This window comes from Kitasatospora sp. NPDC043949, from assembly GCF_056435365.1.
Genome location: NZ_JBWKEQ010000001.1, coordinates 319964 through 330955, shown reverse-complemented (window position 1 = coordinate 330955; position 10992 = coordinate 319964). Strand labels below are relative to the sequence as shown.

The window sequence follows — 10992 nt, the reverse complement described above, 5'->3', positions numbered from 1 at the left end:
CTCTCTCGACCCCCCCCCCCCCCCCCCCCCCCCCCCCCCCCCCCCCCCTCCCCACCCCCCCCCCCCCCCCCCCCCCCCCCCCCCCCCCCCCCCCCCCCCCCCCCCCCCCCCCCCCCGCTCCGCTGCTCAGGCCTTCTTGGCGCACTCCGCGCAGGTGCCGAAGATCTCCAGGGTGTGCGCGATGTCGCTGAACCCGTGCTCCGCGGCGACCGCGTTGGCCCAGCGTTCCACCGCTGGGCCCTCCACCTCGACGGTCGCGCCGCAGTGCCGGCACACCAGGTGGTGGTGGTGTCCGCTGCTGCACCGGCGGTAGACGGCCTCGCCGTCGGCGGTGCGCAGCACGTCCACCTCGCCTGCGTCGGCGAGCGACTGCAGGGTGCGGTAGACCGTGGTCAGACCGACGGAGTCCCCGCGGTGCTTGAGCATGTCGTGGAGCTCCTGCGCGCTGCGGAAGTCCTCGATCTCGTCCAGGGCCGCCGAGACGGCGGCACGTTGCCGGGTCGAGCGGGCGCGCGGCGACGGGCCTGCGGTGGTCACCGTGGGTCCTCCTGGGGTGGTGGGCGTCTCGCACCTCATTGTGCCAGCCCCGCCCCCCGCTCCGGAGTGATCGCGTCGGAGGAACCGCGGCCCGGGAGTTGCCCCGGGATCTGCCCCGGGGACTGCCCCGGGAATTCTTCGGGGAGTTGACCCGGGAACTGTTCCGGCAGGGCGACGTCGCAGACCTTCGGTCCGGGGTCCGCGACGCCCCTGCGGTGGCGCCGCCGGGCGAGCGGCGCGGCGAGCAGGCTGAACACCGCGAAGACCGCGATGGCGAGCAGCACGATGGCCGGGCCGGAGGGCACGTTGAGGTGGTAGGAGCCGGTGACGCCGGCCAGCGAGACCACCACGCCGAGCGCGATCGAGGCCGCCTGGGTGGCGGCGAACGACCGGGTGAGCTGCTGGGCGGCGACCACCGGGACCACCATCAGGGCACTGACCAGCAGCAGCCCGACCACCCGCATCGCGACGGTGACGGTGACGGCGGCCATCACCGCGAGCAGCAGGTTGAGCGTGCGCACCGGCAGGCCGGTGACCCGGGCGAAGTCCTCGTCCTGGCAGATCGCGAAGAGCTGTCGGCGCAGGCCGACGGTGACCGCGACGACCACCGCGCCGAGCACCGCGATGGTGATCAGGTCGGTCGGGGCGACGGTGAGGATGGAGCCCCACAGGTAGCTCTCCAGCGAGCCGGCGCCGGCCTGGGCGGAGAGCGAGACGAGCAGCTTGCCGCAGGCCATGCCGCCGTAGAAGAGCATCGCCAGGGCGATGTCGCCGCGCTGGTTGCCGCGCGAGCGGACCAGTTCCATCGTGACGGCGCCGAGCACGCAGACCAGCACGGCCATCCAGACCGGGCTGGTCTGGAAGATGAAGCCGAGGCCGACGCCGGTCATCGCGACGTGTCCCATGCCGTCGCCCATCAGGGCCTGCCGGCGCTGCACCAGGTAGATGCCGACGGCCGGTGCGGTGATCCCGACCAGGACGGCGGCGAGCAGGGCGCGCTGCATGAAGTCGTAGGAGAGCATCTCGGTCATGCCAGCAGCCTCGGCGGGGTGTGGTCGGCGTGCGGGTGGACGTGGTCGTGGCCGGGCAGCGCGTGCAGGCCGGTGTTGGGCACGGGCGGGCCGTCGTGCGCGACGCAGCCGTCCCGCAGCACCACGGCGCGGTCGATCAGCGGTTCCAGCGGCCCGAGTTCGTGCAGCACGAGGAGGACGGCGGCGCCGCGGGCGACCTCGGCGCGCAGGGTGTCGGCGAGCACCTGCTGGCTGGCGGCGTCCACGCCGGCCATCGGCTCGTCCATGATCAGCAGGTCGGGGGTGCCGACCAGGGCGCGGGCGATCAGCACCCGCTGCTGCTGGCCGCCGGACAGGTCGGCGACGCCGTCCCCGGCCCGCTCCAGCATGCCGACGGCGGCCAGCGCGCGGTCCACCGCCGCGCGGTCCCGGCGGCGGAACGGCAGCAGCCGGTGCTGCGGCAGCCGCCCGGTGGAGACCACTTCGCGCACGGTGGCCGGCACGCCGGAGGCGGCGGTGGTGCGCTGCGGGACGTACCCGATCCGGTGCCAGGCGCGGAAGCCGGCGTACGGGATGCCGAACAGCTCCAGCGTGCCCTGCCCCAGCGGGACGGAGCCGATCACGGCCTTGACGGTGGTGGACTTGCCGGAGCCGTTGGCGCCGAGCAGGGCGACCACCTCGCCGGGCTGGACGGTGAGGTCGACGCCGCGCAGCACCGGCCGACCGCCGCGCGAGGCGACGGCGTCGCGGAGGCGGACGGCCGGGGGTATCGGGTGGGTCATGGTGCTGTCGTCCCGTCAGCTGGTGGGGGTGCCGGTCGTGGTGGGAGTGGTGCCGGTCGCGGCGGGGGTGGCGCCGAGGGCGGCCTGGAGGTTGGCCAGGTTCTGCTTCATGACCGAGAGGTAGTCCTCCTTGCCCGGGTCCTTGACGCCCTCCAGCGGGTCCAGTACGGCGGTCTTGAGGCCGAGGTCCTTGGCGACGGTGTCGGCGAGCTTGGGGCTGACCAGGGTCTCGAAGAAGATCGTGGTGACGCCGTTGTCCTTGGCGGCCTTCTGCACCTCGGCGAGGCGGGCCGGGGTGGGCTCGGACTCGGGGTCGACGCCGTTGATGGCGACCTGGGTGAGGCCGTAGTGGTCGGCGAGGTAGCCGAAGGCGGCGTGGCTGGTGACGAAGGTCTTGGACTTGGCGTCCTTCAGGCCGTCCCGGAACTCCTGGTCCAGCGCCGTCAGCCGGCCGACCAGGTCGTCGGTGTTCTTGCGGTAGTCGTCGGCGTGGGCCGGGTCGGCCTTGGCGAACCCGTCGCCGACGCTCTTGGCGATCGCCGCGTAGCGGGTCGGGTCGAGCCAGATGTGCGGGTCGCCGGCCGGGCCGTCGTGCTGGTGGCCGTCGGCCTCGGTGCCCTCGTCGAGGTGGTGGTCGACCAGCGGGCTGGCGGCGGTGGCGTCGATCTTGTACTTGGCCGAGGACTGGCCGACGGCCTGGTCGACGGTGGGCTGCAGGCCCTTGAGGTAGATGATCGCGTCGGACTTCTGGACGGTGGCGACCTGCTTGGCGGTGAGCTCCAGGTCGTGCGGCTCGACGCCGGCCGCGGTGAGGTCGGTGACCGCGACGTGCTCCTTGCCGATCTGCTGGGCCAGGTACTCCATCGGGTAGAAGGAGGCGACGACCTTCAGCTTGCCGTCGGCGCTCTGGGCGCTGCTGCTGCCACCGCAGGCGGTCAGGACGAGGGAGGCGGTGAGGGCGGTGGCGGCGATGGCTATGGAGCTGCGGGTACGTCGTCCGATCATCATGACAATCATTCTCATCTTATCTGGAAATGATTGTCAACTCACTCGGACGGGTGAACGGCAGGTAGCCGTGGCTGGGAGGGGCCGGACGATACCGATTTGAACCCCGTACCCATATGGCCGGTAACCTGAGGTATTCGGGTACGCGCAACCAGCCGTGCCCTGACCGTGCCGTACGTACTGAAGAGAGCACTGTGGCCGCCGACAAGATCGACACGATCGTCAGCCTGAGCAAGCGCCGTGGCTTCGTCTACCCCTGCAGCGAGATCTACGGCGGCACGCGTGCCGCCTGGGACTACGGGCCGCTGGGCGTCGAACTCAAGGAGAACATCAAGCGCCAGTGGTGGCGCGCGATGGTCCAGGCCCGTGAGGACGTCGTGGGACTCGACTCGTCGGTGATCCTCGCGCGCGAGGTGTGGGAGGCCTCCGGCCACGTCGCCACCTTCAACGACCCGCTGACCGAGTGCCTCTCCTGCCACAAGCGCCACCGGGCCGACCACCTGGAGGAGAAGTACGAGGCCAAGCACGGCTTCCCGCCGCCGAACGGCCTCAAGGACGTCAACTGCCCCGACTGCGGCACCAAGGGCCAGTTCACCGAGCCCAAGGACTTCTCGGGCATGCTGAAGACCCACCTCGGCGTCACCGAGGAGGCCAGCGGCCTGGCCTTCCTGCGGCCCGAGACCGCCCAGGGCATCTTCACCAACTTCAAGGCCGTCCAGACCACGTCGCGCAAGAAGCCGCCGTTCGGCATCGCCCAGACCGGCAAGAGCTTCCGCAACGAGATCACCCCCGGCAACTTCATCTTCCGCACTCGCGAGTTCGAGCAGATGGAGATGGAGTTCTTCGTCAAGCCGGGCGAGGACGAGCAGTGGCACGAGTACTGGCTCCAGCAGCGCTGGGACTGGTACGTCGGCCTGGGCCTGCGCACCGAGAACATGCGCTTCTTCGAGCACCCGAAGGAGAAGCTCTCCCACTACGCCAAGCGCACGGTGGACATCGAGTACCGCTTCAACTTCGGCGGCAGCGAGTTCTCCGAGCTGGAGGGCGTCGCCAACCGCACCGACTACGACCTGCGGGTGCACAGCGAGGCGTCCGGCCAGGACCTCAAGTACTTCGACCAGGAGAGCGGCGAGCGGTACTTCCCGTACGTCATCGAGCCGGCGGCCGGCCTCAACCGCGCCATGCTGGCCTTCCTGATCGACGCCTACTTCGAGGACGAGGCGCCCAACGCCAAGGGCGTCATGGAGAAGCGCGTCGGCATGCGGCTCGACCCGCGCCTGGCCCCGGTCAAGGTCGCCGTCCTGCCGCTGTCGCGCAACGCCGACCTCTCCCCGAAGGCCCGTGGCCTCGCCGCCGACCTGCGCACCGCGTGGAACGTCGAGTTCGACGACGCCGGCGCCATCGGCAAGCGCTACCGCCGTCAGGACGAGATCGGCACGCCGTTCTGCGTCACCGTCGACTTCGACACCCTCGAGGACAACGCGGTGACCGTCCGCGACCGCGACACCATGTCGCAGGAGCGCGTCTCGCTCGACCAGGTCAAGGCGTACCTGGGTGCGCGGCTGATCGGCTGCTGAGCCTGCTCAGCTCTTCTGGAGCCCTCGTTCGCCCCGGTCCGTCCGGGGCGGGCGGGGGCTCCCGCGTGTTCCCGCCGTTCCCGCCCTCCGCTCACCGTCTGCGCTTACCGTCTGCCCCAGCGGGAACGGGGGGCCGCGGCCGGTTCGGTCGGCAGGCCGGCGCTGCGCAGGGCGGCCAGCGTCGTCCGGTGCCGGGCGCCGTCGGCGAGCAGCGCGGCGAGCAACCGCCCGTACAGCTCCGGGCTGGTGTCCAACGCGGCCGCCAGCTTGACCAGCTCCACCGGTGGGCGCAGCGCCGCCAGCTCGTGCAGCAGGACGGTCGCGAGCTCGGCCGGCAGCTCCGTCGCCAGCGCGGCCAGCTCCGCCGTCGGCTGGCCGGCCGCCTGGCGCAGCAGCGTCCGCACGTCGGCGTGCCGGCCCGTGCGGCGCAGGCCGGTCGCCAGCGCCGTCAGCTCCGGCGTCGGTGCCGAACCCCATTCCCACAGCAGCGTCGCGCCGTCCGCGCCCTGCCCGGCCCGCTCCAGCGCGGCCAGCAGGGCGGGCAGGGCCGACGCCGGATAGCCCCAGAACGCGTGGAACAGTTCCGCCGCCTCCTCCGCCAGCCCCAGCTCGCGCAACTCCGCCAGCATCGCCACCGCCTGCTCGGGGGCGCACTGCGCGGCGCTCCTGGCCAGGTGCAGGGACGCGCCCGTCGGGCCGCGTCGGGAGAGCATGCCGGCCAGCAGCGCGGCGTCCGCCGGATCGAGGCCGGTGGCCGCCCGGGACAGCAGCTCCGTCGCCTCGGCGAAGGCGCCGGCGCGGTGCAGGGCCGCCACCCGCTCGGCGAGGGCGCCGATGTCGGGTCGGGCGGGTCGGGCGGGTCGGTCCTGGGGCGGCGGGGCCTGGGCCGGTTGCGGCTCCGGCTGTCGGTTCCGCAGTCGGTTCTCCAACGCCTCCAGTCGATCGCTCAGTTGGAGGCAGCGGGCGCCCAGGCCCTCGCGCAGGGCGCGCGCCTGCGCCAGCTGCCGCAGCAAGTCCCCGTCCGGCCGCTGGCGGCCCGGCGCCGCCCGGATCGCCTCGTTCAACCGCCGCTCCCGCTGGCTCGCGTAGCGGCTCGCGCGCAGTAACTCGTCCAGCTCCGACCGGAGTTCGTACGCCTGTTGCTCGCCCTCCGGGTCCTGGCCCGCGGATTGTGCCGTCGGCCGCATGCGCATGATCGCCCCACCCCGTCCATCTCTCCCCTGACTGCGGGACATCCTGGCGTCGCTATATGGCGGGGGAGTTAAGGGAGCGCGTCCAGTCGTGCGCGACTGGTGTCAAGGAGCGCGCAGACGGCGGTCGTTGCGAGAAGTGCGCCGGTCGCGCTCCGCGGCGGGCCGACCGCCCTCATGCGGCCAGCCGTGCCCGCGCCTCCATCAGGGCGAAGCCGAGCAGGTTCAACCCCTGCCACTCGTCGGGCCGTTCCGCGCGGATGTCGTCGGCCGCGAGCCCGATGCCCCAGATCCGGTCCACCGGGCTGGCCTCGACCAGGACGCGGTCGCCGGTGCCCAGCAGGTAGGCGCGCAGCGCCTCGTCCTGGCCGAACTTCGCGACGTTCCCCTCGACGACCAGCTCGAACCGGCCGGCCGTCCAGGCCGCGTCGTCGAACCCCTTGACCAGCCGCCCCAGCTTCTTCGCCTCGGCCGGCGTGCGGGCCGCCAGCACCTGCTGCTCGATGGCCTCGTCCCCGAACATCCGGGCCTTCCCCGCCATCATCCAGTGCTCGGCGGACGCGTACGCCACCCCGTCGACGGTGAACTCCCCGGGCCACCACTGGCTCAGGCACTCCTGCCGCGTCCCCCCGCCCTTCCGTTCGGTGTGCCCCCAGAACATCAGCCACTTCGGCCGCACCCCGGTGGCCATCAGTGCCGCCAGCTCCACCCGGCTACGGACGTCGGCAGAGGTCCCCACGCGCATCTCGCTCATATCGTCATTCTGACGCAAAGGGGGCCGTCGGGCCAGCGGGTTTTCGGTGGCCGGTCGGGTCAGTTGACGGGCAGCGCGTTCGCCATGTCCCGGAAGCGGGGCGACACGCGCATCATGCCGTCCGAGCCGACGTTGAGGTTCTCGATCCAGCCGTCCCGGTACCAGAAGAGCGACGGGGTCAGCGGGGCCGGGTCGCCGGCCGCGAGCTCCTTCGACAGGTCGATCAGGAAGCGGATGGCGTTCAGCGACAGGCTGGTGCGGATCGGCACCGCGCAGAGCGCGTTGTTCGTCGGCAGGGCGACCAGGGCCCCGTTGGGCAGCTCGACGCCCCCTCCCAGGGCGTTCTCCAGGCGCAGCGCGTGGGCGGCTCCGGGCCAGGCCCCCATGCCGTTGACGGTGTGGATGGTGTCGCCGTTGGACGCGTCGAAGACCTGCCGGTTGAGTTGCTCGGTGGCCAGGTTCGCGAAGGCCCGCTCCCACAGCTCGGCCCGGCTGATGCTCCACTGGTCGGCGGCGTGTTCGGCTATCGACAGGGCCTCGGTCTTGCCGGCCCGCTTGCCGGCGTCCACGCAGAGGACGACCGACAGCTCGTCGTCGATCTGCCGCGCCATCGGATCGGGCCCCAGGCCGCGGCTCCTGGTGATCAGGAGCCGCAGCCGGTCCCGGACCTCGAAGACCGAGATCGTCGCGAGCGCCTGGCACGGGCCGTGCTCGTCGCACAGCGGCCTCGGAAGGTTCTTGCGGCTGCCGAACAGTGGCATGGGTGACTCCCCGGGTGGTTGCGGTGGTCGGACCGAGCCACAGCATTCCATCGGTTGGCCCTGTCGTCCCGAGATCACCCCATTCCCGGAAGTGTTCTGTCGAGCCGTCAGGTAGTGGTGTGCTCCCAGCGGAGGGCGGGGTGGCCGTCGACCCAGTAGTGGGTCGCCCGGTCGGTGATCCGCAGGCGGACGGCGGTGAGGTCGGGGCGGCCGGCCTCCTGCCAGGCGGTGAGGATGCGCTCGACCTCGTCCCACAGGGCGACCGGGCCGCTCTGGTGGACCGTCCAGCCGTAGGTGTCGTCGGCGACCTCGGCGACGGATCCGGGGATGGACAGGCAGTAGATCGACTCCAGATCCTCCCCGATTGAGACGGTGAACTTGGCGTCTGGGAAGGAGAGTTGGGCGAGAATGGCCGGCGCCGGGTTGTTGAGGAGGGTGGGGGAGACGTGCGCCAGTCGCTTCGGCTCGGTGGTTGCCGCCCGGGCCGTGAGGTTGCCGACCGGGGGCACCGGGCGATCGGGCCGGACGGGAGGGAGGGCGGAGCGGCCGATGATCCGGCCGTCGGCGGTGCCGTCCGCGTGGACGGTGACCTTGGCCAGGCCGGCGCCCTCGGGCCAGGTGCCGACCGTGGCCAGGATCGTGCCGCCGGGTTTGGTCTGCCGCACCCAGGTGTGGGGGATGCGGCGCACCGCGTGGGTGGCGATCACCCGGTCGTGCGTGACCTCGGGGTCGCCCTCGGCGGTGGTGACGTTGCGCTCGCCGAGGAGGTGGCGGAGCAGGGCCGTCGAGTAGCCCGTGCCGGCGCCGATCTCCAGCACGGTGTGCCCGTCCTCGGCGCCCAGGGCGTCGATCATGCGGACGGTGGCGGCCGGGGCGGTGGTGGAGGCGGTGGGGAAGCCCCGGACGGGCGCGGAGACCTGGTCGGCGGTCAGATGCCCGTTGAGCTGGGTGACCAGCGACCGATTGCTGTGCGCGAGTTCGACCCACTCCGCCGGATCGGCGCCGCGCTCGGTCACCGGCCGCCAGCGGCGCCTGCCGGTGGACACGAACACCCCGGGCCGCAGGAACGGCTCCCGGGGCACGGCCTCCACGGCGGCGCGCAGTGCCGGGCTGGTCAGGGCGCCGTCCGCCTCAAGCCGGTCGGCGAGTGTTCGGCGCGCGGCTGCGGTGTCCGGGGTCACGGTTCTCCCTCCTGGGGCGGGTGTGTACGTCTGTGCTGGATCGCCTTGCTGAGTGCGGAGTTGACCAGCACGGTGACAACGCAGAGTACGAGGAGGAAGAAGAGGTTCGCCATGCTGGGGTCGCTGTGGCGAAGCGGGCGGGAGGCGAGTGCCCCTGCGCCCGCCCCGGTCGCGATGGAGAACGCTGCGGCGGCGACCAGGGCGGGGTGGGGGCGGGTCGGTAGCGCCACGAGTTCTGCGGGGGCGGCGGGCCGATGTCCTCGGGTCGGGCCGTCCACTCGACGCCGCCATGGGGAGGGCGGAGGTGGAGGAGGCCGGCGACGAGGTCCATGACGACGCCGAGTCGCCCGGTGCGGCTGTCGTGGACGAGAGCGGCGTCGGGGGCGGTGGGGGTGGCGGCCGTCACGGGGTGAGCCAGCTGTCGAGCCGCACGGTGACCAACTTCCCGTTCGCACTCACGACTTTGGCGGCGAGGGGTACGCCGCCCGGCGCGTTGAGCGTGACGGTCGCACCGACGGAGGGGTGCCACGGCTGCTGGTCGGCCTGCTCGCGACGGGCGCGGACGCCGGCGCGGAGCACGTCGACGATCTGGACGACTACGGAGGTCGGGGCGGCGCCGAGGTCGATCAGGACGATGCCGGTGACGGAGGCGCACGCCCAGTCGATTCCGGGGGAGGGGAGTTGGGTACCGGCGTAGGCGAGGGTCGCCTTGAGGTCGTCGAGGGCGTCGGCGGCCTCGCGGCGGTCCTCGGCGGTGATTTTTCTGAGCATGGAAGCCATGGCGTTCGGATTTCCTTGCGTGACGAGACTGTCCGGAAATATGGCAATCGACTGACCGGCAATGATCGCGCTGTGTCATCGCTCGATCACGATCCGATGCTCCACCTTGGCGTGGGCCGTTCCTACTGTGTTTGCGGGACGTTTGGGACACTTCGCGGCTATGGTTCGTCCCGTCCCCGATGTGCTGCGGAGATGGAATATGAACCATGGTCTTCGGCGCGCCTTGGCCAGTGCCAAGATGACGGAAGCGCAGCTGGCTGAGGCGTGTGGAGTCGACGCCAAGACCGTCAGCCGATGGATCGCCGATCCCGGCCGTACTCCCCATGCTCGACATCGATGGGCGGCTTGTAGGGCGCTAGGTGAGGAGGAAGTCGCTTTGTGGCCTACTACTGCCCGCTCGACCCTTAGGACTGGCCCTGACCGAGAGGTTGTCCAGGTATTTCCGTACCGCTCGGCGGCGCCGTCCTCGCTCTGGCGATCGCTGATTACCAAGGCCGAGCGTGAGTTGACGTTCGCCGGCTACACCAACTACTTCCTGTGGCTTGAGCAGGCGAACCTTGCCGGTGCGTTGCGGCGGAAGGCTCAGGGGGCTGTCGTGTGAGATTCCTCATCGGTGATCCTGACAGTCCAGTGACGAGAGCCCGTGAGTTTGAGGAGGGCGTTCCCCTCACGCTGGCTACACGGATCGCTGTGACCATCAGCGAGTTGGAGCGATTGCGAGATGTCTCGAACGTCGAGGGTCGGTTCGAGACCGGGCATGTGAACCTGTCTGTCTTCCGGTTCGATGACGAGATGCTGGTGACTCCGATCCTTGCCCGCAGGGTCGGCCACGACTCGCCCATGTTCCATCTTCGACGCACCCAGTCGGATGGCATGTTCGACCGATTCGCGGATCATGTCGAAGAGTTGTGGAGCCGAGGTCGAAGCATCTGGGAGGTGGCTGCGCATGGCCAGGCGTGATTTCGAGAACGACCCGCATGCGCCGAAGGCAAACAGCCTGGTGCCGGCGGCCTCTGTCGTCGTGGTCGACGGCGATGGCCGCGTACTCCTTCAGCGTCGTACCGACAACGGCATGTGGGCCTTGCCCGGCGGAAAGATGGAGCTCGGGGAGTCCCTCGCGGACTGCGGCGTCCGCGAAACCCGTGAGGAGACCGGTATCGACGTCGTCATCACCGGCATTGTGGGCACCTACACCGACCCTGGCCATGTTTTCGCCTATGACGACGGCGAGGTGCGGCAGGAGTTCTCCATTTGCTTGCTCGGTGAGCCGCTGGGTGGCGAACTCCGGGTCTCCGGCGAGTCGTTCGAGGTCGGCTGGTTCTCCCCAGCCGATGCCGACGGCCTGCCCATGGTGCCGAGCATCCGCAAGCGCCTCGCCGACTGGCGCAGCGGCCGCACCCCCGTCGTGCGCTGAG

At 71.2% G+C, this 10992-nt stretch carries 13 protein-coding genes; 4 read left to right on the top strand and 9 right to left on the bottom strand.

The window, feature by feature from the left end:
• Nucleotides 1-126: 126 nt before the first annotated feature.
• The 4 genes from AC07AL_RS01645 to AC07AL_RS01630 are packed head-to-tail and all read right to left on the bottom strand — an operon-like array spanning nt 127 to nt 3337.
• A complete protein-coding gene (locus AC07AL_RS01645) occupies nt 127-537 on the bottom strand; it encodes a Fur family transcriptional regulator (protein WP_350878206.1) in 411 nt (136 codons plus the stop codon).
• 35 nt (nt 538-572) lie between these two features.
• A complete protein-coding gene (locus tag AC07AL_RS01640) occupies nt 573-1568 on the bottom strand; it encodes a metal ABC transporter permease (RefSeq protein ID WP_363586346.1) in 996 nt (331 codons plus the stop codon).
• A complete protein-coding gene (locus AC07AL_RS01635; protein ID WP_350878204.1) occupies nt 1565-2329 on the bottom strand; it encodes a metal ABC transporter ATP-binding protein in 765 nt (254 codons plus the stop codon). The genes AC07AL_RS01640 and AC07AL_RS01635 overlap by 4 nt, the downstream gene beginning before the upstream one ends.
• 15 nt (nt 2330-2344) lie before the next feature.
• Nucleotides 2345-3337 carry a metal ABC transporter substrate-binding protein gene (locus AC07AL_RS01630; protein ID WP_363629219.1) on the bottom strand — a complete coding sequence of 331 codons (993 nt, stop codon included), beginning with the start codon at nt 3335-3337 and terminating at the stop codon, nt 2345-2347.
• 191 nt (nt 3338-3528) lie between these two features.
• Between AC07AL_RS01630 and AC07AL_RS01625 the strand changes: the two genes are divergently transcribed.
• The gene (locus tag AC07AL_RS01625) at nt 3529-4911 is read left to right on the top strand and encodes a glycine--tRNA ligase (RefSeq protein ID WP_030233601.1); all 1383 of its coding nucleotides are present in this window, start codon (nt 3529-3531) and stop codon (nt 4909-4911) included.
• Between the two features lie 104 nt (nt 4912-5015).
• On the opposite strand, the gene AC07AL_RS01620 is transcribed toward AC07AL_RS01625, so the two are convergent.
• The 5 genes from AC07AL_RS01620 to AC07AL_RS01600 all read right to left on the bottom strand — a co-directional run bounded on the left by AC07AL_RS01620 (nt 5016) and on the right by AC07AL_RS01600 (nt 9568).
• Nucleotides 5016-6104, bottom strand: coding sequence for a hypothetical protein (locus AC07AL_RS01620; RefSeq protein ID WP_400985160.1), 1089 nt, complete (start codon nt 6102-6104; stop codon nt 5016-5018).
• Between the two features lie 172 nt (nt 6105-6276).
• Nucleotides 6277-6855, bottom strand: coding sequence for an NADAR family protein (locus AC07AL_RS01615; protein ID WP_400985162.1), 579 nt, complete (start codon nt 6853-6855; stop codon nt 6277-6279).
• 59 nt (nt 6856-6914) lie between these two features.
• On the bottom strand, nt 6915-7616 hold the full coding sequence (locus tag AC07AL_RS01610; protein ID WP_363586343.1) for a hypothetical protein: 702 nt from the start codon (nt 7614-7616) through the stop codon (nt 6915-6917).
• A gap of 107 nt (nt 7617-7723) precedes the next feature.
• Entirely contained in the window at nt 7724-8797 is a 1074-nt protein-coding gene (locus AC07AL_RS01605) for a methyltransferase domain-containing protein (RefSeq protein WP_478316468.1), read from the bottom strand.
• A 402-nt stretch (nt 8798-9199) separates the two neighbouring features.
• Nucleotides 9200-9568, bottom strand: a complete 369-nt coding sequence (locus AC07AL_RS01600; protein ID WP_478316466.1) for a hypothetical protein — start codon at nt 9566-9568, stop codon at nt 9200-9202.
• Nucleotides 9569-9638: 70 nt separating this feature from the next.
• On the opposite strand from AC07AL_RS01600, the gene AC07AL_RS01595 reads away from it, so the two are divergent.
• The 3 genes from AC07AL_RS01595 to AC07AL_RS01585 are packed head-to-tail and all read left to right on the top strand — an operon-like array spanning nt 9639 to nt 10991.
• Entirely contained in the window at nt 9639-10178 is a 540-nt protein-coding gene (locus tag AC07AL_RS01595) for a helix-turn-helix domain-containing protein (RefSeq protein ID WP_478316464.1), read from the top strand.
• Nucleotides 10175-10537, top strand: coding sequence for a hypothetical protein (locus tag AC07AL_RS01590; RefSeq protein ID WP_478316462.1), 363 nt, complete (start codon nt 10175-10177; stop codon nt 10535-10537). The genes AC07AL_RS01595 and AC07AL_RS01590 overlap by 4 nt, the downstream gene beginning before the upstream one ends.
• A complete protein-coding gene (locus tag AC07AL_RS01585; protein WP_363620312.1) occupies nt 10524-10991 on the top strand; it encodes an NUDIX hydrolase in 468 nt (155 codons plus the stop codon). Before AC07AL_RS01590 ends, AC07AL_RS01585 begins: the two co-directional genes overlap by 14 nt.
• Nucleotide 10992 lies beyond the last annotated feature (1 nt).